A 22,374-nucleotide genomic window follows, 5' to 3' on the forward strand; every position below is an offset into this window, starting at 1 on the left:
CCATGAGCTAAAGTCAGCGGCTGCCTGTAACAAAAAACATTCCAAGAGGATCCAGGACCCATGTTCAGAGGTGCTTTCGCCGTGGTTTGCCGGCGCGCGGCGTTCCCGCTCCTGGCGGCCGCCTTACTCCACGGCTGCGCCGTGGTCACGGCGCCTGGATTCGACTACGCCGACCCGAAGACGCGCACCAGCATCACCCTGGGTCAGTACGTGCCGGGCGACGTCGACAACCCGCCTCAAGGGGTGGTGGTGCCGATCACGCCGGCCTTGGTGCAGGCGCAACAGCAGGCCCGCCCGCGTGAAGTCCCGACGGAGGTGAAGCAACTGTTCGCCGTTCCCAAGCCGTACACGATCGGCCCCAGCGACGTCATCAGCATCGTGGTTTACGACCACCCCGAACTGCTGCCGAACGCAGGGGCCGTCATCAGCCAGCAGGTCGACCCGACCGGCATCAGCGCCGCGCCGGGCTTCATCGTCGGCGCAGACGGCCAGGTGTCCTTCCCCTTCGTCGGCCGCATCAAGGTGCAGGGTCTGACCGAGATCGAGGCCTCGGAGCTGATCCGCGACCGCATCGCGCGCTTCATCAAGGACCCGCAGGTCTCGGTGCGCATCAATTCCTTCCGCAGCCGCCGCGCGTACGTGGACGGCGAAGTACGCACCCCGGGCATGCAGATCTTCACGGACGTGCCAATGACGATCCTGGAGGCGATCAACCGCTCGGGCGGCATCACGGCCGCGGGCGACCGCTCGTCCGTGCTCCTGACTCGCAACAACCAGACCACGGTGGTCAACCTGATGCAGTTCCAGGAACTGGGCATCAACCCCAACCAGATCCTGCTGGAGAGCGGCGACCTGGTTACGGTGCGCAGCCGCGACGAGAGCAAGGTGTTCGTGGCCGGCGAGATCGCACGGCCTTCCGCGCTGCAAATGCGCAACGGTCGCCTGAGCCTGAATGAGGCGCTCGGCGAAGCCGGCGGGCCGAGCCTGACCACGGCCAACACCAGCCAGATCTACGTTATCCGCAACACTGCTCAGGCTGGCGCTCCAGCGGTGTTCCACCTGAACGCGGCCGCACCGACGGCGCTGGCGCTGGCGGAAACCTTCGCCTTGCAACCGAAGGACGTGGTTTACATCGATCCGGTCCCGCTGGTGAACTGGAACCGCATCGTTTCACTGATCCTGCCCTCTGCTAGCGCGCTGAACCAGGGATCGGCGCCGTTCCGATGAAAAGCATCCTGGTGATTTGCGAAGGCAACATCTGCCGCAGCCCGATGGCCGAGGGTCTGCTGCGCGAGGCCTTGCCCGGGGTGGAGTTGCGTTCCGCGGGCCTGGGCGCGCTCGTCGGCATGCCGGCCGACCCCATCTGCGTCCGGCTGCTGGCCGACAGAGGCATCGACATCAGGGGCCACCGTGCCTCGCAAGTCACCCGCTCCGACTGCCTGCGCGCCGACCTCATCCTCGTGATGGACACCGAGCAGAAGCAGCGGCTATCCAACCTCTACCCCGAAGTCCGCGGACGCGTCTTCCGGATTGCCGAGAGAGCCGCAGCGGACGTGGAGGATCCCTACCGACGCCCGGAGCCGGTGTTCCACGCGGTCCTCACCAAGCTTGAAAGCAACGTGGACGAGTGGCAGCGCGTGCTGCGCCGCTGCTGAACGAAAGCCAGTCATGAATGCTCCGCATCCCCTGCAACAGCAACTCGCACACGCGGCCGTCCAGCCCATGGAGGAGGACGAGTTCCGTCTGCTCGAGTACTGGGACATCGTCGTTGACAACCGCTGGTTGATTGCAGCGATCACGCTCGTGGCGGCGCTGCTCGGCGTTGGATACGCCCTACTCGCCAAGCCGATCTACGAATCCAACCTGCTGATCCAGGTCGAGGATTCCGGCAGTTCTGCCAAATCGTTCCTCGGCGAAGCCGCGACGATGTTCGACGTGAAGACGCCCGCTTCCGCCGAGATCGAGATCATCCGCTCGCGCATGATCGTCGGCCAGGCCGTCGACGCGACCCGCCTCTACATCGCCGCCAGCCCACGCTACGTTCCCGTCATCGGCGAGTGGTTCGCGCGCCGGGCCACTGGCCTGTCGGATCCTGGCGTCCTTGGCATTGGAGGCTGGGTGCGCGGCGCCGAACGCATTGAGGTCGAGCGCTTCAATGTTCCTGCCTCGTTCGAGGGCGACGAGTTTCGCGTGACCGTTGGCAAGGAGGGAAGCTTCACCCTCGAGCATCCCGACCTGCCGAAGCCCGCGACGGGCAAGGTCGGAACCGAGCTCAGGTTCGGAGATGCGGGCGGCGAGTTCGTGGTGAAGGTTGCCGAGCTCGCCGGTAAGCCCGGTGCGCAGTTCACCGTCATCGGTCAGTCCCGGCTCAAGGTCGTGGAGGCACTGCAGGACGACCTGAAGCTGCTGGAGAAAGGCCGCCAGTCCGGGATCATCGAAGTGTCGCTGCAGGACAGCGACCGTGAGAAGTTGACGACTGTCCTCAACGAAATTGGGCGCCAGTACGTGCGGCAGAACATCGAGCGAAAGGCTGCCGAGGCCAAAAAGACGCTCGACTTCCTGGATCGGCAGCTGCCGGACCTGAAAAAGCAGCTGGAGCAGTCCGAAGATGCCTACAACCGCTACCGGAACAAGCAAGGCACGGTGGCGCTCGACGAGGAAGCCAAGTTGATCCTGGCGCAGAGCGTGGACCTGCAGGCCAAGCTGCTCGAGGCGCAACAGAAGCGCGTGGAACTCGCTGCCAAGTTCACGGCAGAACACCCGTCGATCAAAACGCTGGACGCGCAGATTGCCTCGTTCGACAAGGAAATCGCCGGCCTGAACTCCCGGGTGCGCAGCCTCCCCACGGTGCAGCAGGATGCGCTGCGGCTGGAGCGGGACGTCAAGCTCAACAACGAGCTGTACAACCAGCTGCGCAACAACGCCCTGCAGCTGCAGCTGGTGCGCGAAGGAAAGATCGGCAACGTGCGCCTGCTCGACGCGGCCGTGGTTCCGGAGCGCCCTGTCAAACCCCGCAAAGGACTCACCGTGATGCTGGCCATCGCGCTCGGTCTGATCGGGGGTGCACTGATTGCCTTTGCCCGGGCGGCCCTCTTCCGTGGCATCCGCTCCGCCCAGGAGATCGAGGCACAGCTCGGCCTGAACGTGCTCAGCACCATTCCCAAGAGCGAGCTGCAATTGGCCGTGGCCGAGCGCGTGCGCACCAAGCAGCCGGGGCTGCATGTGCTGGCGACAGCGTCGCCGCATGACATCGCGGTCGAGAGCCTGCGCAGCCTGCGAACCGCGCTGCAGTTCACGATGCTGGATGCGGCGAATAACCGGATCCTGGTCACCGGCGCCACCCCGGGCGTGGGCAAGAGCTTCGTCTCGGTCAACCTGGCAACCCTGCTGGCATCCACTGGCAAGAGAGTCCTGCTGGTCGACGCCGACCTGCGTCGCGGGCACATCAACCAGTACTTCGGCCTGCCACGCAAGGGTGGCCTGTCCGACGTGATCGTCGGCGAGCGAGCATTGAGCGAAGCGATCCACAAGGCAGTAGTGCCGGGCCTGGATCTTCTGACCACTGGCACGCTCCCGCCCAACCCTGCGGAGCTCGTCCTCAATCCCGCATTCTCGAAATTGCTGAAAGAAACGGGCGAGCTCTACGACCTCGTGCTCGTCGACAGCGCCCCAGTTCTGGCGGCCGCGGACACGCTCTCCTTGGCGCCCCACTTTTCGACCGTGCTGCTCGTTGCGCGTGCGGAAGTAACCCAGCCCGGAGAGTTGCACGAGACCTCGCGCCGTCTCGTCAATGCGGGCAAGGCACCGACCGGCGTGCTGCTGAACGCGATCGACACCACGCGCCGGCATTACGGCAGCTACTCGTACAAGTACGGCGGGTACCGCTACCGCGCCTACTCGTACGGCAACACAGCGAACTGACAGCTCGGCGCAACTGCGCAGCGCTAAGCAGCGCACGGCCGACGACACTAGCAACCGCCGACGGTGGCTCACAATCTCCGCACGATCACGACCGAGGGCCTTTTGTGGGGCCTCGGAGGCAAGCTCTTGCTGGTCGCCTCGAACTTCGCAGTGCTGGTGGTCACGAGCCGCGCGCTGTCGCCGGCGGAGTTCGGAATCTTCGCGGCTGCCACGATCTTCATCGACCTGAGTTGGATTTTGGCGAACTCCACATTGGGCGTTTCGCTTATCCAGCGAAAGGATCTGAGTGACGAGACGATTCGTGCTGGGTTCGCCGGATACCTTGTCCTGAGCGCCTTGGTTTCGGCCACCCTTGCCATTGGCTCGGTATGTCTTGAGCGCCTGATGCGATCTCCAGGTCTCTCGTCGGTGCTGTTGTGTCTCTGTGCACTAATTCCACTGCGGCTGCTGGCTGGCTTCTATGGCGCTTTAACGCAACGACGCTTGGATCTTCGCTACTACCAGATGACCCAAAGTCTGCCGCAGATTGCTGGTGGTCTAGCCACCATCGCTGGTGCGGTCGCGGGAATGTCCGTGTGGTGCTTGGTGTTGGGATTCGCAATCGCAAGTACCCTTGAGTGCACCCTTCTCCTACGCAGAGCGCAATTTATGCACCGGCTCCCGCGGAGTTGGCGAGCCATTGAGCCACTGATGCAAACGGCGCTCGCGACTGCGAGTCAGAGGCTACTCAGCTTCACGGCCACAAATGTCGATCGACTGATCATTGGCGCCACATTCGGCGCCGGCGCGCTGGCGATTTACACCCGTGCCTACAGCCTGATGATGGTGCCGGTGAAGCTGATAGGCATGACGCTCGAGCGCGTGTTGCTGGCCGTTTTCTCGAAGATGCAGGACCAGAATGAGCGCTTGGGCAGTGCGCTCGGGCGTGTCGTCGAGATGCAATCGGTGCTGCACTTGCCGCTAGGCATTGGTCTGGCGTGGAGTACCCCATTGTTGGTGCACGCGGTCCTAGGGAGTACCTGGAATACCGCAATCGCGCCAGCTCAGCTTTTTTTTATGGCCCTTGTTGCCCGTTTGGGGACCGTACCGCTCGATGCAGCGCTGGTTGGCAGTGGGCGGGCGTGGACAGTGGCACGGCTTCAGGTCGCCTATGCCCTGATGGTTGTCCTCAGCGCTATAGCCGGCGCGACGCTCAGTCCCCTGGCAGTGGCCGTCGGGGTGACTTGCGCATTGCTCACCCTGTACATGATGGAGCTTGCGGTCGCGACAAAGTGCTTTGGCTTTTCAGGCCGTGTTCTTGTGGCTTGGCACTTCAAGGGAATCGGGCTGAGCTTGCTCGCTTGCGCAGGACCTGCGACAGCGGCGTGGGCTGAACGAGGGATCCAAGGCTGGCTCGCGCCGACGGCCGCTGAAGTGTTCTTGTATTGGATCACTTTAGCAGCATGCATTCTGCTCAGCCCGGCCGGTGTAATCGGTGAAGAGGCGGTTCGCCTACGCTCCACCCTTCTGAATCAAATGCGCAAGAGGAATAGGACGTGAAAAGCACACTTGGTGGCCAGGAGAACTGGACCGATAGCTATCGCCCTCGAGACGCACGACTACAACTCGGCGCCGCATGCTGCGCGATCTGCGCCCCCACAGTTGAGCAATTCGTGCCTTTCATCCTCTGGCAACAAAGATCGCATAAGGTTTGAAATGACCGATAAGACGATCGTGTTCTTGACGACGCATCTTTGGAAAGGCCAGCGCAAGGCTGGCTTTCATTTCCTCGCCTCTGCGTTCTCGAATCTTGGGTGGCATGTCAAATTCGTGACGACGGGAATCAGCCTGATCTCAAACGTCGCCCAAGACCGACGCTCGCGCGAAGTCGAGAGTTCGGGTAGCGACGGAATTGTTGAATGGTTCGTCGAAAAAACCACGGCCCATCCTGTTGACTTGAGGCTCCCATGGCTGAACGCGTTGACCGCGCCGCTTTTCCTGAAGTACTACGGCCGCCGCCCATCGAAGAAACTCGAAGAGGCGATCCGGCAGGCCAGTCACGTTGTGTTTGAAAGCAGTTGCGCGCTATTCTATGTCAATACAGTTTGCCGACTAAACGCGTCAGCCACTTTGATCTACCGCGTGTCGGACGACGTGCGCGTGATTAAGAACCACCCGGCAGTTCGCACTGTCGAGGATCAGATCATCGAACGCTTTGATTGCATCAGCATACCGAGTTCGATCCTCCACAAGAGGCGATTCTCCGGTTATCCGACCGCGCATATTCATCTGCACGGTCTTGACACGGCAGCTTTGGACATTGAGCTCCCATCCCCGTATACCAGTCGCAGGCCGATCGCGGTGTATGTCGGGTCGACGCTTTATGACAACAATTTTCTACAGGTTGCACACCAGCAGTTTTCAGGCATCGATTTTCATGTCGTGGGGAACATTGAGCCCACGATCAGAAGCGCGAATGTCTTTTACCACGGCGAGATGGCCTTTAACCAAGCCGTCCAATTTATGAAGCATGCAGATATCGGTCTTGCACTCTACAGGCGACAGCCGGGTGCGGAGTACCTGGCTGAAAGTTCCAACAAGATTGCGCAGTTTATGTATCTCGGTTTACCAGTCATCACGCCCGACTTCGTCGGAGCTAACTTGACCGATCACCGCGTGCTCTGCTACACGCCAAACGAGTCGGAAACGATCCAGGCAGCTATGCAGACCGCGCTAGACATGCCAAAGGGAGTGCGCGGCAATATCAAGGCTAAATCATGGCTAGACGTGGCCACGGATATTTTTGAATGCGCGTCCGCACGGTAGCGGCCCGCCCGCACCATCGGCAAACCGATGGGCTTTCGGCGATCAAGCAGCCCTATCTGCCTGCAGCCATCGTCCCAAGGGGACCATAAGAATGAACTTCAGACCCGACATTCAAGGTTTGAGGGCAATTGCCGTCCTCACGGTCGTCCTATTCCATGCCTACCCCAATATGCTGGCGGGGGGATATATCGGCGTCGACGTCTTCTTTGTCATCTCGGGCTACCTTATCACCGGCATTATATTGCGAGAGTGTGATCAGCAGCGTTTCAGCCTTGTTGCTTTTTATGAGCGCCGCATCCGCCGTATTTTCCCTGCACTCGTTGCGGTATTTATTGCGACGGTCCTCGCCGGATCGGCCATCCTGAGCCCGAAGGAACTGAGCGACTTGGGACGCTCCACGATCTTCGCCACGCTCTTTTTCTCAAACGTCGATAGCTATCTGCACTCGGGCTATTTCGACACGGCTTCGGAGTTTCGGCCTTTACTGCACACGTGGTCCTTGGCCGTTGAAGAACAGTTTTACGTGCTGTTTCCCCCAATAGTCGCTGTGTTACGGTACCGGAGTCGGCGGCACCTACCAGCAATCTTGTTGGTCGCTTGCGCCGTGTCGCTTGTTTGCTCCGAGCTCATGATTCACAAATCTGCAAGCGCCGCGTTCTTTATGGCCCCATCGCGCGGCTTTGAGCTTCTGATCGGTGCATACCTCGCGACAGGGCACTTGCGACCAGTAGCCGATACGAAGATTAGGGGAATCTTATCGCTCCTGGGATTGGGAATGATCGGCATCGCTGCCGCGACCTTCTCAGCAGAAACCCGCTTCCCTGGCGTAGCAGCGCTACTACCGTGCATTGGCGCCGCATTGCTCCTGCACTCCAGCGCCGCAGGGCCAACATTTGGGGGCAGGCTAATCTCTGTCCAGCCATTCAGGTATGTTGGTGACATCTCCTACTCACTGTACCTGTGGCACTGGCCCATCTTAGCGTTCTGCAGGCACCTGTATGGCGCCGATCTGAGCGCCACAGTCGCCACCTGCGGGGTGTTGGTCACAGCGGTGCTCGCCGCCATGTCTTACCACCTGATTGAACAACCAGTGTTACGCAGGCCTATCGCTCCATCGACTATTCGTATGGGCTTTGCGACTATTGCCACATGCACTGCCACGGGTGCTGTTCTAATGGCACTTGATGGACTGCCAGGCAGATTCAATGCGAAGGCGACTGCGGCACTCACTTTCGCAACGGACTTTAATCCTCGTCGAGCCGAGTGTCACAGCAACGAGCACTTCGCTATCAGCTACGACCGCAACTGCATTTTCGGAGCCCCGGGCGTCCGGCCGACCGTGGCGATCTGGGGCGATAGCCACGCCGCTGAGTTAGCTGCCGCCTTGGGTGCGGCAGCACGGGGCCGGTCGGCCTCCGTCATGCAGATTTCGAGTTCTGCTTGCCCTCCGGCTTTGGACTACAACTTCAAAACTAGGACGAATTGCGCGAATCATAATCAGGCTACGTTGAATAGCCTCTTGTCGGACTCCTCAATCAACACTGTGGTGCTGCTAGCTAATGCAGCACGGTACGACCGACTTGAGGATCTAAAGTCTGGATTCGAGAAAGTCGTCGAAAAGCTTTCTCAGGATAAAAACGTCGTGATCGTTCAGCAAATACCATTGATGCCTTACGACCCTCCTGCAGCTATTGCGCGAGCGGTGCAATTCGGCTGGTCGCTTTCATCCGTAGGTATAGACAGGGCTAAGCACGAAAGATTGTCCGCTGCATGGAACGAGTGGCTTAGCACGCTCGCTACCAATCACGGCGCCCGCTTAATCGTCACTCAGCAGTATTTTTGCGATGAACTACACTGCGCTGCAGCGGATGCGGACGGTCGACCGCTCTATTTCAACCAATTCCATCTTGGGGTCCATGGCGCAACTTTATTGAGTGCCCCTCTCGAATCACTCATTTACGAAAACTTCCCGAAGCTGGATCACAGACTATAAACAGCTGGTCCGAGCAGATTGAGCGAAAGCAACCGTTCTGCGGCTTCTAGCGTTGGATTTCCGATCAGGCTCACCGAGAAGGCGTTATTCGCCAAACGTTCTTACAGGCATTTGCGCAGCCAAGATCAGGTCTGCTAGCTTCTGACGGGCATGGCGTCAGCGACTACTAAAACTCTATCAAAACCCTTTCGGCGCCACTTATTGCACGTCACGTCAGGAGACGCGTTCAAATCAAACGCGCTCCTGACTCCGGGCCGACCGTCCAACCACAAGAATTAAGAGCATGTTGTAGACCACTTCCTGGCTTGTAAGATAGGAGTTGTGGACTGACATCGTTAGTGTGGCGAAGCAGATACCGTAGATCGCAGCATACTCGACCCCATTGATGGACATTCGGTACATGCGGCGGCAGAAATAGCCGGCTGCTATTAAGACCAGAAGGCCCAGTACGCCGAAATCGACGAACGGGGCCGTGAGAAATGGCACCTCCCCAGCTGACATCCATGACTCCATGTGGGAGATGTCATCAGCAATTATTGAGCGTAGGGAATTGTTCGTGAAGGTCAGGTAAAAGACGAAGCGGACGGAGTACCAGCCCCACGTCTTGTGCTCGCCCATGTTTTCCACGGGATTCAGGGCATTCAGGAGGTCGTTGTAGAAGTAGAAGAGCAGACCTTCGAAGCCCTGCTGAGTCGCAGAGGCATCGGAGATGTGACTCAGCGTGAAGTACTGCTTGGCCGTCCAGGATGCCGCAAGTGCAGCGGCACCGACCAAGACATACCGGAGCGGAAGCGGTCGCGCGGCTGCGAGTGAAGCCGCGACGAATGCTCCAAGACCGGCAACAAAGAAGTTGATGCGTCCAGAGGTCAAGATCGGCACGATCGCTAGGTAAGCCAGGCTTCCGGCCAACACGAGGATCAGCGTGACCGAGGGCCGACCACGTGCGTCGGGGCGGGTCACAGCTCCAAGCTGCGCGGCGGCCAGTACAGCCAGTCCGAGCAGCCCCGAACTGATGAGTCGCCCGCCTGGGAACGCCGCGTTGAGGATCCGTTCGCGTGCGATCAGGTTTTCACTTGCCGCCAGCGCTGCCATCTGCGCAACACCACCGAGTTGTACGACGGCCATGCCGATCCAGGCAAACGCGACACCGCCGGTCAGAATGAAAGCGACCACGATGGCATTCCCGCGCTCAAACGCGTGTCCATGTGCAACCGGCCTCGGCTTTCGGTCACCAAGCCGCGAACCGAGCACGAAGGCCAGGATCGCCAACGTGAGCCACAGGAAGGCGAACGGTGTCGAAATGTCCCGTAGTCCCTCCTTATGGACGAGCAGCGTGAAGTACGGCATCGACTGCGCGTTAGCTACAGCGATGGCGAACATCACAAGGCCGACACCCCACGCGATCAGGACGGTCGATTCGGGCGCGATGAGGCGATGGAAGACGGCCCACCCTAGTGTGCGTTGACGCGACTTCGCCATCACTGACCTGCTCCTGCTCCTGCTCCTGCTCCTGCTCCTGCTCCGGCGCGGCTGAGCGTAGCGGACAAGCCGTTCGTGGCCGGCCGACTGCGAAAGTGCCGCAGGAGCGGCCGCTCGATCAGAACGTACACGGCCCACGCGAAAGCCAAGGCGGCCAGCACCGCGGCCACTACGTAAATGGCACCGGAATTCAGTCCTGTCTTTGTCATTAAGATCTGAATCGGCCGCTGGATGAACCGGTGACTGAGATACAGCGAGTAGGAACTGTCCCCCAATGCGATCAGCCACCGGGGAACCTTCGTCTCTGCAGCCGAAGGCATCAGCAGCACGGCGGCGCACATCATCAATGCCGACGGAACTCCAGCGGTAATGGCGCGCGGCAGGTCGAAAGGCTTAACCGGGAGGTTGAGCACGTAGAGCAGGACAAAGCCGAGTGCGAACGTTGCTACAGCGATGGGCACGCTGGCAAGGCTCATTCGACCCCAGCGTGCGTGGGCCAGGGCGATCAGGATGCCGAACGCAAACTCCACCACGATGTTGTGAGTCCAGAACACGAATGCGGCAGGCGCAGAGGCCGGCAGCAGCGGGCCGGTGGCTGCGAGAACCACCAGCATTCCAACGCAGATCCAGGCCGCGCGACGCCCCCCCACCGCCATGGCTCCTGCGAACAGGGCGTAGAAGAAAACCTCGTAGTTGAGCGTCCAGCCCAGAGAGAGGATAGGAGCAATGCGGCCGTCGAAACGCGCATAGGGCAGGAATGTGTACGACGAGATGACCTGGAGCAGGTCGAACTTCGCTTCCTTGACGCCGGAGGGAATCAGCACGACGGCTGCGACCATCAAGGTTGTGAACAGGAAGTACAGCGGAACGACTCGCACAAACCGGTTCCGGATGAACTGATAACCCCCTCCGGGAGCCTCGTGCAGTTTGGCGGACGAGTAGTAGATGATGAAACCGCTGATCACGAAGAACAGGTCGACGCCTTTTCCGAATGGCTCATTCGGCAGCGGAGGAACGAACTTGAAGAAGTACTCAGCTTCTTCGCTCGCGTGCGCAATCGCAACCATCAGGGCGGCCAGCGCCCTGAGCGCCTGCACGGACATCAATTGCCCGGCGGCCCCGCCCTGATTGGAGATAGTGGTCGTCATAGTGACTCGGAATTCCTCAAGCTCAGCAGCTTAGCTGAGCAAGCTTGCGAGACTGCGTGCCGACAGGGTCCACGAAAACCGTTCCCCGGCGCCGCCGACACTAGTTGGCATTGCCGTCGTGAGAGCCGATCCCAGTGTAGAAATCAACTCGGCCGGTTCCGTGTAAAAGTCTGCCGAACCGGCCAGCACTTCCGGCACGGCCGAGGCCCGCCGCGCGATGACCGGGCATCCCAATGTCAGTGCTTCCAGGGGCGGCACGCCGAATCCCTCGTAGATCGATGGGAAAACAAAGACTCGTGCGTGCCGGTACAGCGCGGCCAGCTCTTCGTCGGTGACCCGCCCCGCGAAGACCACGTTCGGTGCTGATTGCCTGCGCACCGTCGGGAACACCTTGTCCGCCCCACCGCCGGCCACCACCAGCCTGGCGTCAGGCGCATGGCAGGCAATGAACGCCTCGATGGCCTCGCCGATGTTCTTGTTGGGGGTCTGGTTGCCCACCGTGAGCGCAAAGACGCGGCCGCGCACGCCCAGCCGGTCGAGGACGTCCTCGTCCGGCACCACGTCCAGCATGTGCTCGGCGCTGTCGCCGATGACCGTGAACTTGGCTTCGGGGACCCCGCAGTAGCGGGCGAGCTCGCCGCGCGAGAAGTTCGAGACCGTGATCAGGGCCCGAGCCCGGCGCGCGAGCAAGGGGCGCAACGTGCGGTGCCAGGCTCCGTACGCCCGCGTGAAGAACTGGGGATTGGCGAAGACATTGGCATCGTGCAACGCCAGCACGTGGTCGCCATGCAGCAGGGGGCCACTGCCCGCCAGGCTCAGCAAGGTCGCGCCGCGCGCACGACGCGCAAGCTGGAGCTGTTCCCAGGCGTGGCCCTGCAGCGTTCCGGTCTGCTCGATGCGCAGCACCTTCCACACAGGGGTCCGGTGTGGCCCTGGCGGCACGAGTACCGTGACCGGTCTGATCCAAGGATGCTCGCCGGCCCCCAGCTGTGCGTCCAGTGCGCCCAGCAGCTCTTCGGCGAACCGCTGCATGCCAGACAGCGGCTGCGCCAGGAAACGCCCGTTGACGTAGAGCGGGCGCTCTTCAGGCATGTGCCACCGCACCGATCCTGGCGTAGGCGTGGCGCATGCCCACATGCATCTTCGAGCGATCCCAGCGCTGCACATCCGCGACCCGTGCACCGGCGGCCAGCCGCTCGCGCAGGTCCGGATCCTGCGCGAGCTGCAGCAGCGCGCGGACGGCGGCACTAACGTCGTCGGCAGGCGTGATCAGGCCATTGACCTCGTCCTCGACGATCTCCTCGATGCCTTCCACGCGGCTCACGATCACCGGCTTGCCGCATGCGAGGTACTGCACGACCACGCGGGGCAGGCCTTCGCGTTCGCTGGTCAGCAGGCACACGTCCGCCAGGGCCACCAGATCCTCCGGACGCGTGTGGAAGCCCAAGGCGGTCACATGGCCGCCCAGCCCGGCAGCTTCCGCCGCGGCCTGGATCTGTGCGCGCTGGTGCCCGCCGCCGGCCAGCAGGAGATGGACACCGGCACGCCCGCCCTGCAGCCGGCCGAACGCCTCGACGAGCTGCAGCTGCCGCTTGCGCGGCTCGTACGCGGCCAGCATCAGGGCCACGAGCGGCTTCTGCGCACCCTCCGGCAGCCCCAGCAGTTCGCGCCAGTCCGCGGGAGGCCGCGCATGCACGAAGCGCGCGATGTCCATGCCCGAGTACACCACCTCGTGCGGCTTGCCTGCGCCGATGCCCTGCAGCTCATAGCTGCGACGCACGCCCTGGCTGACGTGGATGAAAGCGTCCGTCCAGCGCGTTGCCATGTGCTCGGCCGCGAGATAGACCATCCGGCTGATCCGGCTCACGTTGTCGAACGACACGATGTGCACCCCATGCACGACGTGCGGGACGCCTACACGGCGCGCGGCCCAGCGGCCGATCACGCCGGCTTTGCTCTGATGCGTGTGGACCACGTCCGGCGACAGCTGCCGGAACAGCGCCGCCATCGCACGGCAGGCGCGCAGGTCCTGCAAGGGCCGCACCGGATGCACCATCGTGGCCAGCGTGTGCACGCGGATGCGCGGGTCGATGCCAGCGATCACCACGGGATCGAACTCCGCGCCGTGGACGATGTGGACTTCGTGCCCGGCCTCCAGCTGACCCTCGCAGGTGAGCAGCGTGTTCTCTTCGCTCCCCGCCTTCAGAAAACGGGTGAGGACATGGACGATCTTCATCGAGCGTGATACGTCTGATACCAGTCTACGAATCTGCGCACGCCATCCTTGAGCGGGGTTCCGGGGACCTCGCCAATTAGGGACTCCAGAAGCTTGGTATCAGCCTCAGTCCGCAGAACGTCCCCGGGCTGCAGCGGCAGCATGACTTTGTCGGCCTCGCGCCCGAACGCGCTTTCGAACTCACGGATGTACTCAAGCAGCTGGACCGGCTTGCTGTTCCCGATATTGACAACCCTATGGGGCGGCCCAGCGTCGGACGTCGGTGGCAAGTGCATCAACGAGATCACAGCGCTCACCACGTCGTCCACGTAAGTGAAATCGCGGATCATGTCTCCGTGGTTGAATACCTTTAGCTGGTTCCCCTTCGAAATCGCGTCGGCGAACAGATACGGAGACATGTCGGGTCTACCCCACGGACCATAGACTGTGAAAAACCGGCAACCAGTGGACGCGATCCCATACAAATGGGCGTACGTATGCGCCATCAGTTCATTAGCCTTCTTGGTTGCCGCGTACAAGCTAACTGGCGTATCGACCCTTTGCCCCTCTGAGAAAGGTAGATCCGTGTTGCCACCATACACGCTCGAGGAACTGGCATAGACCAGGTGTCGAACTCGAGTCCGGCGAGCCGCTTCCAGGATACTTAAGAAGCCATCTACATTCGATCTCAGGTAGCTGCGCGGATTCTCAAGGGAGTATCGAACACCGGCCTGCGCGGCCAGATGGACGACAAATTCCGGCCGACGATTCGCCAACAACTCGACGACCATCTCGTGTTCAGCGATATCGCCTTCGAGAAAGCTGAAACCGGAAAATTGCTTCAACTGGGCAAGTCGGTCTCGCTTCAGCGAGACGCTGTAGTAGTCGTTGAGGTTATCCAGGCCCAAGACATCATGGCCAGAGCGAAGCAAACGCTCGGCGACGTGCATGCCGATGAAACCTGCGGCACCGGTGACGAGAATCATTAGTTGGCAAGTACTCTAAAAACAGGGAGCGGGCCCAGACTGATCTGGGCCCGGAGCGCTTTGCGATACGTTGGGCTAGTGTGAGCCTTGCCGACCCAGAACCACGGCTACCGTCCGGCACAAGATCCAGAGATCAAGCCGGATCGTGCGGGTTTGCACGTAGTCGACGTCATGGCGCACACGTTGGGAGTAAGCGAGTTCGCTTCGCCCGCTAACTTGCCAGAGACCGGTGATGCCCGGCTTCACGCTTGCGTAGTGGCGCGCCTCAGGCCCGTAGTGCAGGTCAAGCTCTTGTCGTGTCACGGGACGTGGTCCTACCAAGCTCATATGCCCACGGATCACGTTGAAGAACTGCGGAAGTTCGTCGAGACTCGTGCGTCTGATGAAGCGACCGAAGGGTGTGATTCTCGGATCATTTCTCAGCTTGAATGTCTCAGTCCACTCTGCGCGCGCAGCAGGAGAACTCTCCAGCAGTTGCTGCAGACGACGATCGGAATCCACCACCATCGACCGGAACTTCAAGCAGCCGAACTCTCGCCCTGCCTTCCCTACTCTCTTGTGGCTGTATAACGCCGGCGATCCTGTCGTGACACGAACGCCAAGCCACACAACGAGGAACAGCCAAAAGAAAGAAAGCACAAACACAGACGCAAGCACGATATCCAATGTACGACGGAGTGCATGCTGCAGGCGGGACTGCGTCTTCGGTGCATCTTCCAGTTTTTGCAAACTGTGGTGGCGAGGAGCGCCTCCAATGCTCGTTTCAACTTCCGATCGATACATCGTTTCGCCTCAGGATTGCTTTTTTCGATGGTCCGGGACTGGCATGACTCGGCCATACTCGTCGTCAACGCGGACGATGTCGTCTTCGCCCAGGTAACTGCCGGACTGCACTTCGATCATCTCGAGCGGCGTCCTGCCCGGGTTGTGCAGCCGGTGCACCTCGCCCACCGGGATGTAGGTGGACTGGTTCTCGGTGAGCAGGAAGATGTCCTTCCCCCGCGTCACTTCGGCGGTGCCTTTCACCACGATCCAGTGCTCCGCACGGTGGTAGTGCTTCTGTAGGCTGAGGGAGGCACCGGGCTTGACCACGATGCGCTTGACCTGGAAGCGGTGGCCCGATTCGATGCTGTCGTAGCTGCCCCAGGGGCGCAGCACCTGGCGGTGCTGGACGGCCTGCGGACTGCAACGCTTCTCCAGCTCCGCCACCACGTGCTTCACCTGCTCGGCGGACCCGCGGTGCGCGACCAGCACCGCATCCGGCGTGTCCACGATCAGCAGGTCTTCCACGCCCAGGGCCACCACGCAACGGTAGGGCGCGTGGACGTAGGTGTTGCGCGACTGGACGACGATGCCCTGCCCTTTCACGCGGTTGCCATCCTCGTCCAGCGGCGCCATGTCGGACACCGCGTTCCAGCTGCCCACGTCGCTCCACATGCCGCTGAAGGGGAACACGGCCATGTCGTCATGGCGCTCCATCACGGCGTAGTCGATGCTTGCCGAACGGCAGCGCTCCAGCGGCTCGGCAGCCGGGCGGATGAACTCCTGGTCGGTCGTCGCGCCGGACACCGCCTCGCGGCAGCACGCCAGGATGTCCGGCGCATGGCGCTCCATGGCGGTCAGCAACACGCGGGCCGTGCAAAGGAAGATGCCGGCGTTCCACAGCACGTTGCCGGCCAAGAGCATCTGCTCGGCGCGCGCGCGGTCCGGCTTCTCGATGAAGCGCGCCACTGCGTTGCCGCCGTCCGGGCGCGTGGCGCCCTTCTCGATGTAGCCGAAGCCAGTGCTCGGGAACGTGGGCTGCACGCCGAAGGTGACGATCGCGCCCTTGCGTGCGCATTCGGCGGCTCCGCGCACCATTTGGGCAAAGGCCTCGGCGTCGGGGATGTGGTGGTCCGCCGGGCAGAACAGCAGCAGCTGGTCGTCGCTGGCCGCTTGCAACGCCGCCAGGGCCATCGCCGCTGCGGTATTGCGCGCGAAGGGTTCGAGCACCAGTGCGCCCGTGAGGCCAGCTTCGGTCACGGCCTCGCGCAGCATGAAACGGTGGTCTTCGGCACCGACGCAGATCACGCCGGCCGACTTGTCAGCGATCGGCGCGACACGCTCCAGCGTCAAAGCAAGCAGGCTGCGCCCTTCGATAAGCGGCACGAACTGCTTGGGAAAAGCCTTGCGCGACAGCGGCCAGAGGCGCGTGCCGGAGCCGCCGCAGAGAACTACAGGCTGGACAAGGACTTTTAGCACTTCTTGGTTACACGAATTTCTGGCAGACAGCTCATCCTAAACGCAACTAAGTGTTTCAGCAATCGTCCGTTCGACTTAGAAGCGCATTGCGGAACAAATGTCCACATTCGTGGCAGCTCAGCTTCACGTCAGCCGCAAACACGTAACTTGCAGTTTCATAGCTGAGCTTGGATGCCAGAATCGCGGTCCATGAACACACAAATTGCCGTGGCCGGGCTGGGTTATGTGGGCCTTTCGAACGCCTGTTTGTTGGCTGTCCACAACGCAGTGCTGGGAGTGGATGTATCCGCGGAACGCGTGGCCTTGGTAAACAACCGCCGAAGCCCCATCGAGGATCGTGACATCGAGGAATTCCTGGCCACTTCGCGCCACCGCCTAGAAGCAACAACGGACTGGCGCGCCGCTTACGAGGGGGCCGACTATGTGATCGTGGCCACGCCAACAGACTACGACCCGCAAACGAATAAGTTCAACACAGAAAAGGTCGAGGTCGTCATCCAGCAGGTCCGGCAGGTCAACACCCGAGCGCTGATCGTGGTCAAGTCGACTGTGCCGGTGGGGTTCACTGAACGGATCCGCCAGGAGTTCGGTTGCGACAACGTGATCTTTTCGCCCGAGTTCCTGCGGGAAGGGAAGGCGCTGCACGACAACCTGCACCCGTCGCGGATCGTGGTCGGAGAAAGATCCGATCGGGCCGCGCGGTTTGCCGAACTCATGAGGCAAGGCGCGGTCGCGAAGGACGCCCCGGTGCTGCTGACCGACTCTACGGAAGCCGAGGCGATCAAGCTTTTCTCGAACACCTACCTCGCAATGCGCGTCGCCTACTTCAATGAGCTCGACTCCTATGCGCTGTCGCATGGGCTGGACACGCGGCAGATCATCGACGGGGTCGGACTCGACCCCCGAATTGGCAAGCACTACAACAATCCATCATTCGGCTACGGTGGCTACTGCCTGCCCAAGGACACCAAGCAGCTGCTGGCGAACTACCAAGAGGTGCCGCAGACGCTCATCGGCGCCATCGTGCAGTCCAACTCCACGCGCAAGGACTTCATCGCCGAGAGCATCCTGAAGCGCAAGCCGAAGACCGTGGGCATCTATCGGCTGGTGATGAAGAGCGGTTCGGACAACTGGCGCGCTTCGTCCATCCAGGGGGTAATGAAGCGCCTCAAGGCCAAGGGCATCGAGGTCGCGGTGTACGAGCCTGCGCTGCAGGAAAGCTTGTTTTTCGGCTCGCGGGTAGTGCGCGACCTTGAGGTCTTCAAGCGCGACTGTGACCTCATCGTCGCCAACCGGATGACGGACATTCTTCGCGATGTCGAGACCAAGGTGTTCACGCGCGACCTGTTCGGGCAGGACTGACAAATGAGCTCGGCCAGCATCTCGGCCACGAGCACCCGCCACTTCGAAAACACCTGGTCGTTGGGCCTCTACTTCGTCTCTTGCAGGGTGGAACAGTCGCCGCGAGGCTTTGTCTGCACTGGGGCCGTTGCTCGTTCTGAATCCGCATTCGGAAATGGCGACCAGTTGCCGCGCATCTCGGTGGGGCCGCTCCCCAGCGCCAACTCGGCACAGACGACGTTGCTGAGCCACGTGCGCTGGGCGATTGGGAATCGGAGCTGGCCATTCTCCTGCCTCGCTTGATCGACGCGCTGCAGGAAATGAAAAGGGCCGCTTCAACAGCGGCCCTTCTTCGTTGGTAACGGGGTGCGGCTCAGACCGCCTTGATCACCCAAGCCAACACAGCCCACGCCGCCAAGCTGAGAGCGCCGCCGATCCACACCGTCCGGCTCGCTAGCATGCTGCGAGGAGCGTGCTCCTCGCCTTCTTCCTCCAGTTGCAGCGGCAGAGGCAGATCGCGTTTCATGGCCCCATATTCGCAGCCCTTCAGCCCGGCCGCATCAGCCGAAGTCGTGCGAGCTTGTCGGAAAAGTCCTATGCATTGCCCGTTCGCAAGAGGATGCCGCCCACTGCAGCGCGAAGTCGCGTTCTCAGGCCTTGCGCCGGACGGAGGCCAGCCGCCAAGCCTGAAGCACGCACCACCCCACCGCGATGCCGAGCGCATCCGCCGCCAGGTCGTGCAGGTCGAAGTGGTGGTCGGGCGTGAGCAGCTGCAGCAACTCGATGGCCACGCCGTAGCCGACCAGGCCCGCCAGCGCCGTCCGCACGCGCGACGTCCAGCCCACGCATCCGAGCACCGTCAGCACACCGAACGCCACCACGTGGTTGCCCTTGTCCCAGCCGGTCAGCGGCTCGCGGTCACCCACGGGCGCCACGGCGAAGTACAGGACGACAAGTGCCGCGACCCAGAAGGCCAGGCGGGAAAGGCGGTGGATCTTCAAAGTCGGTTCGGCTGCTCGCCGCAGGTTTCAGGTGCGCCGTGGACTTGGTGCCTCAGCCAGCTCAACCTGCAAGGTCCGCTTTTTACCGCGGAAAGGCGTAAGGGTCCTTCTGCCTCATCCCCTCCACGACCTGATCAAAAAAAACCCCGCCAGATCGCTCTGGCGGGGCGGCCCAGTCAGGCCAAGGCGCCTCCCCCTCAGGTCGAGCGCATGGTCAATGCTGCCGAGCGGCGCGGTCGGGGCCCGGACAAAACCGGCGGTGGGTTCACAACCACAGCCCGGCGATGCAGTACATCGCGCTATGGCAGGAGCCCGTCAGGGCGAGCGCGGCCTGCAGGCCGTTGAAGCCGGTCGCGCGGAACAACCCGGAGCCATCCGCCGCGCGGTCCACCGTGATCACTGCGAAGCGTCGTTCGTGCTCCCGCGCGAGCCGGGCCGCCTGCTGCGCCGAATCGGCCTCGGCAAGGGCCGCGCCTGTGGGCCGCGGCAGCGTGATTCCGTGGCGATCCCGCAGTTGCGCCAGCAGCACTGCGGCATCCTGGAGCCGCCTCTCGTCGCCAAGTCGGCTCAGTTCCTCTCGCGTCAACTTCACCCCGCGTGCGGCCAGTTGGCCGCTGATGGATGTCAGCGTCATGTCGCTCCCCCGTCCTCCCGAAATGGGGGCGTGTCTCGAAACACAATGTTGTTGCGACGGGAATTTGACCTTGATCAAGTCCTCGCTTCTTTGCTTCCTGTCCCGTTGAACCATTCCACCCCGCCCCGCACGGGATCTGACCCGGAACGAAGCAGGAGCTTGTTCCAGGTCAATGACCTTCAGGCTGCGCGCACCAACAATGTCCCGAGCACGAAGGAGGCTCCCCATGGATTCCATCAACTACCCGGCGGACCTGACGGCGCATTTCCGCCAGCGGCTGGCGCGCCGCGAGGCGGAGCTGGCGGAGCTTCTGCGCCAGTCCTGCTGCGTGGCTGGCGACACCGACGAGGTCACCGACTTCAAGGCGCTGGCCCAGGAGGCCGCGCTTGCGGCGGTGGACGACGCCCAGGCGGCCCAGGCCGTGGCGGAACTGCACGAGGTGCAGGCTGCACGGCAGCGCATGGACGCCGGGCACTACGGGACCTGCGTCGATTGCGGCGAGCCGATCGCGCTGCGAAGGCTCGAGGCGCTGCCCGCCACGCCCTGGTGCGCCGGCTGCCGCCAACTGCACGAGGACGGGCAAGCCGCCCATCCCGCGGCCTGACGCCGGGACGGGGCCGCGGTCACGCCGGCCTGCCCTCCCCCGCCGCCGTCCGGCCGAGCGCCGGTCCGAGTCCGATCGGCGAAGGCGCCGAGCGGACGATCCGGGTGAACAGCCGGTCCAGGGCGGCCGAGTCCCCGCCGGCCAGGGGGTCGTGGTTCTGCCCGAAGGCGGCATCGAGTTCACCCCACTCCTCGTCCGTCAGGGCCGCTTCGGCGGCGGGCAGCAGGAACTGCTCCTCGGCCTTCATGTGCTCCAGGTAGAAGTGGGCGTACTCGGTGGCCCGCTCGGCGAAGGCGGCGCGGCGGGACTCGCCGTTCAGCTCCCACGCCAGCAGCAGGTGCTGCAGTTCCCGCACGCGCGCCTCGCCGCGCAGGTGGTCGCCCTCCAGCCGCTCGACCAGGGGCAGCAGGTCCGGCCGGGCGCGCGCCAGCCTGGGGAACAGCAGGTCCGACTCCTTCGGGTGGTGCAGCCGCTCCGGGTACTCGTCGATGTAGAACAGCATGGCCCGCATCACGTCGAAGTAGCGCAGCGGCGCGTCCTGCGGTCCGTCCTTGAGCATGGCCAGCAGCGACCGCAGCACCGCGGCCAGGCCGGCGTGCTCGTCGCGGATGATCCGGATCGCTTCATGGTTCATGGCGTTTCCTCCAGGGCATTTCTCAGTGCATCCGCACCTCGACCAGCCCGGCCAGGCCCTCGAGGTCCAGGATGCGGATGTGGCGCTTGTCGACCTCCAGCAGGCCCTGCTGGGCGAAAGACGAGAAGGTGCGGCTGACGGTCTCCAGCTTCAGGCCCAGGTAGCTGCCGATCTCGGCGCGCGTCATGCGAAGGTGGAACTCGCTCGGGGACCAGCCGCGCGCCTTCATGCGCTGGGACATGTTGAGAAGGAAGACGGCCAGGCGCTCCTCGGCGTTCATGCTGCCCAGAAGCATCATCAGGCTGTGGTCCCGCACGATCTCGCGGCTCATCAGGCGCGCCACCACCGCCTGCAGCTCGGGGCTGCCGGAGGACAGCTCGGCCAGTTGCGAATACGGGATGGCGCAGACCTCGGCGTCCTCCAGCGCGGTGGCGCCGCTGGCGTGGCGGCCCTGGGCCAGGGAGTCCAGGCCCATCAGCTCGCCGGCCATGTGGAAGCCGCTGACCTGCTCGCGGCCGTCGGCCAGCTGCAGCTCGGACTTGAAGGTGCCGCTGCGCACCGGAGCGCACCTTGCGCCGGCCGAACATCAGCCCTTCCAGCCGCTGCACGTCGCTGGCGGCCAGCCCGCAGGGCAGGCACAGGTCCTTCAGGTGGCAGGTGGAGCACAGGGTCGCCTGCTGCGGCCCGGCGGCCATGGGCCGCAGCTCTCGCACGGGAATGGCGCGCAGGGCGGCGGGGGCGTCGGCGATGGAGGCTGCGGTGGACATGGCATTTTCTCCTGGGGCAAGTCAGTGGATGCGGCGCGTGCGTGCGGCCTCGACGGCCTCGGGCAGGCGCTGGAAGTCGAGGGTCTTGTCCAGCACGCTGCTGGCGCCGTCGGCGAGGTAGCGCCTCACGTAGGGCGGCTGGGCGTGGTTGCTGAAGACCACGAAGGCGATGGCCGGATCGACCCGCCGCACCGCGCGAAGGACCTCCAGCCCGCTGCCGCCCTCGAGCTGCATGTCCAGCACCACGACGTCGGGATGCTCGCGCAGGATGCCGTCGATGCAGTCGCACGGCGTCGCAGCGCCGCCCACCACGCTCATGTGCTGTTCGGCCAGCAGGCCGGCGATCCGTTCGCGGATGGGGAGGGAGTCCTCCGCCAGGAACACCCGCAGGGACGACGTGTCGTTCGTGTGCATGGAGCAACTGTGGTCGAAGCGCCTTGCCCGCGACATCGGCGTGCGCTGAATCGCCGGCTCGGCGGATTCCGGGACGGCGCCGCCGCCGTTCCTAGTCAACCTAGGAACCGTCCTAGGCACCGTGAAAAGCAGTTCCGACGCGCGCCTGCCCCGGCCCCCCGCTTGACGCAGGTCAAGGCGGCGGTGCCGCC

Annotated in this window: 21 protein-coding genes; 8 read left to right on the forward strand and 13 right to left on the reverse strand. The window is 62.8% G+C overall.

Going from position 1 to position 22,374, the window contains the following annotated elements; all coding sequences use genetic code 11:
• The first annotated feature begins 60 nt into the window (after nucleotides 1-60).
• The 6 genes from ASG30_RS12370 (at nucleotide 61) to ASG30_RS22145 (ending at nucleotide 8,719) form a co-directional block, all read left to right on the forward strand.
• The gene (locus tag ASG30_RS12370; protein ID WP_055896712.1) at nucleotides 61-1,227 is read left to right on the forward strand and encodes a polysaccharide biosynthesis/export family protein; all 1,167 of its coding nucleotides are present in this window, start codon (nucleotides 61-63) and stop codon (nucleotides 1,225-1,227) included.
• Nucleotides 1,224-1,655 (forward strand): low molecular weight protein-tyrosine-phosphatase, encoded by a 432-nt coding sequence (locus ASG30_RS12375; RefSeq protein WP_055896715.1) that lies wholly within the window; start codon nucleotides 1,224-1,226, stop codon nucleotides 1,653-1,655. The genes ASG30_RS12370 and ASG30_RS12375 overlap by 4 nt, the downstream gene beginning before the upstream one ends.
• 13 nt (nucleotides 1,656-1,668) lie before the next feature.
• Nucleotides 1,669-3,921, forward strand: coding sequence for a polysaccharide biosynthesis tyrosine autokinase (locus ASG30_RS12380; RefSeq protein WP_055896718.1), 2,253 nt, complete (start codon nucleotides 1,669-1,671; stop codon nucleotides 3,919-3,921).
• Nucleotides 3,922-4,047: 126 nt separating this feature from the next.
• Nucleotides 4,048-5,460 (forward strand): oligosaccharide flippase family protein, encoded by a 1,413-nt coding sequence (locus ASG30_RS12385; protein ID WP_162243732.1) that lies wholly within the window; start codon nucleotides 4,048-4,050, stop codon nucleotides 5,458-5,460.
• Between the two features lie 156 nt (nucleotides 5,461-5,616).
• Entirely contained in the window at nucleotides 5,617-6,726 is a 1,110-nt protein-coding gene (locus ASG30_RS22520) for a GumK N-terminal domain-containing glycosyltransferase (RefSeq protein ID WP_156385511.1), read from the forward strand.
• Nucleotides 6,727-6,817: 91 nt separating this feature from the next.
• Entirely contained in the window at nucleotides 6,818-8,719 is a 1,902-nt protein-coding gene (locus ASG30_RS22145) for an acyltransferase family protein (RefSeq protein ID WP_082522067.1), read from the forward strand.
• Between the two features lie 231 nt (nucleotides 8,720-8,950).
• On the opposite strand, the gene ASG30_RS12390 is transcribed toward ASG30_RS22145, so the two are convergent.
• From ASG30_RS12390 to ASG30_RS12415, 7 genes are all read right to left on the reverse strand, one after another.
• Nucleotides 8,951-10,198, reverse strand: coding sequence for a hypothetical protein (locus ASG30_RS12390; protein ID WP_055896724.1), 1,248 nt, complete (start codon nucleotides 10,196-10,198; stop codon nucleotides 8,951-8,953).
• Nucleotides 10,198-11,346, reverse strand: a complete 1,149-nt coding sequence (locus ASG30_RS12395; RefSeq protein ID WP_055896729.1) for an acyltransferase family protein — start codon at nucleotides 11,344-11,346, stop codon at nucleotides 10,198-10,200. Before ASG30_RS12395 ends, ASG30_RS12390 begins: the two co-directional genes overlap by 1 nt.
• Nucleotides 11,347-11,376: 30 nt before the next feature.
• Nucleotides 11,377-12,438, reverse strand: coding sequence for a glycosyltransferase family 4 protein (locus ASG30_RS12400; RefSeq protein WP_055896732.1), 1,062 nt, complete (start codon nucleotides 12,436-12,438; stop codon nucleotides 11,377-11,379).
• Nucleotides 12,431-13,582: a glycosyltransferase gene (locus tag ASG30_RS12405; protein ID WP_055896735.1), complete on the reverse strand. Its 1,152-nt coding sequence runs from the start codon at nucleotides 13,580-13,582 to the stop codon at nucleotides 12,431-12,433. Before ASG30_RS12405 ends, ASG30_RS12400 begins: the two co-directional genes overlap by 8 nt.
• The gene (locus tag ASG30_RS12410) at nucleotides 13,579-14,547 is read right to left on the reverse strand and encodes an NAD-dependent epimerase/dehydratase family protein (RefSeq protein WP_055896738.1); all 969 of its coding nucleotides are present in this window, start codon (nucleotides 14,545-14,547) and stop codon (nucleotides 13,579-13,581) included. Before ASG30_RS12410 ends, ASG30_RS12405 begins: the two co-directional genes overlap by 4 nt.
• A gap of 75 nt (nucleotides 14,548-14,622) precedes the next feature.
• Nucleotides 14,623-15,330, reverse strand: a complete 708-nt coding sequence (locus tag ASG30_RS22150) for a sugar transferase (RefSeq protein WP_082522069.1) — start codon at nucleotides 15,328-15,330, stop codon at nucleotides 14,623-14,625.
• A gap of 9 nt (nucleotides 15,331-15,339) precedes the next feature.
• Complete coding sequence (locus ASG30_RS12415) at nucleotides 15,340-16,788, reverse strand: mannose-1-phosphate guanylyltransferase/mannose-6-phosphate isomerase (protein WP_156385513.1); 1,449 nt, start codon at nucleotides 16,786-16,788, stop codon at nucleotides 15,340-15,342.
• Nucleotides 16,789-16,977: 189 nt separating this feature from the next.
• Here ASG30_RS12415 and ASG30_RS12420 point away from each other — a divergent pair, with 189 nt between their 5' ends.
• Nucleotides 16,978-18,150 (forward strand): nucleotide sugar dehydrogenase, encoded by a 1,173-nt coding sequence (locus tag ASG30_RS12420; RefSeq protein WP_055896744.1) that lies wholly within the window; start codon nucleotides 16,978-16,980, stop codon nucleotides 18,148-18,150.
• Nucleotides 18,151-18,502: 352 nt separating this feature from the next.
• Here ASG30_RS12420 and ASG30_RS22525 read toward each other — a convergent pair whose 3' ends face one another.
• From ASG30_RS22525 to ASG30_RS12430, 3 genes are all read right to left on the reverse strand, one after another.
• Nucleotides 18,503-18,655, reverse strand: a complete 153-nt coding sequence (locus tag ASG30_RS22525) for a hypothetical protein (protein WP_156385514.1) — start codon at nucleotides 18,653-18,655, stop codon at nucleotides 18,503-18,505.
• A gap of 124 nt (nucleotides 18,656-18,779) precedes the next feature.
• Nucleotides 18,780-19,130, reverse strand: coding sequence for a VanZ family protein (locus ASG30_RS12425; RefSeq protein ID WP_055896747.1), 351 nt, complete (start codon nucleotides 19,128-19,130; stop codon nucleotides 18,780-18,782).
• Between the two features lie 265 nt (nucleotides 19,131-19,395).
• Nucleotides 19,396-19,764 (reverse strand): hypothetical protein, encoded by a 369-nt coding sequence (locus ASG30_RS12430; RefSeq protein ID WP_055896750.1) that lies wholly within the window; start codon nucleotides 19,762-19,764, stop codon nucleotides 19,396-19,398.
• A 226-nt stretch (nucleotides 19,765-19,990) separates the two neighbouring features.
• On the opposite strand from ASG30_RS12430, the gene ASG30_RS12435 reads away from it, so the two are divergent.
• Complete coding sequence (locus tag ASG30_RS12435) at nucleotides 19,991-20,368, forward strand: TraR/DksA family transcriptional regulator (protein WP_055896753.1); 378 nt, start codon at nucleotides 19,991-19,993, stop codon at nucleotides 20,366-20,368.
• Nucleotides 20,369-20,387: 19 nt separating this feature from the next.
• On the opposite strand, the gene ASG30_RS12440 is transcribed toward ASG30_RS12435, so the two are convergent.
• The 3 genes from ASG30_RS12440 to ASG30_RS12450 form a co-directional block, all read right to left on the reverse strand.
• Nucleotides 20,388-21,002: a hemerythrin domain-containing protein gene (locus tag ASG30_RS12440; protein WP_055896755.1), complete on the reverse strand. Its 615-nt coding sequence runs from the start codon at nucleotides 21,000-21,002 to the stop codon at nucleotides 20,388-20,390.
• 22 nt (nucleotides 21,003-21,024) lie between these two features.
• A complete protein-coding gene (locus ASG30_RS12445) occupies nucleotides 21,025-21,561 on the reverse strand; it encodes a helix-turn-helix domain-containing protein (RefSeq protein WP_327212922.1) in 537 nt (178 codons plus the stop codon).
• A 229-nt stretch (nucleotides 21,562-21,790) separates the two neighbouring features.
• Complete coding sequence (locus tag ASG30_RS12450) at nucleotides 21,791-22,183, reverse strand: response regulator (protein WP_055896770.1); 393 nt, start codon at nucleotides 22,181-22,183, stop codon at nucleotides 21,791-21,793.
• Nucleotides 22,184-22,374: the final 191 nt, after the last annotated feature.

It is taken from the genome of Ramlibacter sp. Leaf400 (genome assembly GCF_001424545.1).
GTDB lineage: Bacteria > Pseudomonadota > Gammaproteobacteria > Burkholderiales > Burkholderiaceae_C > Ramlibacter.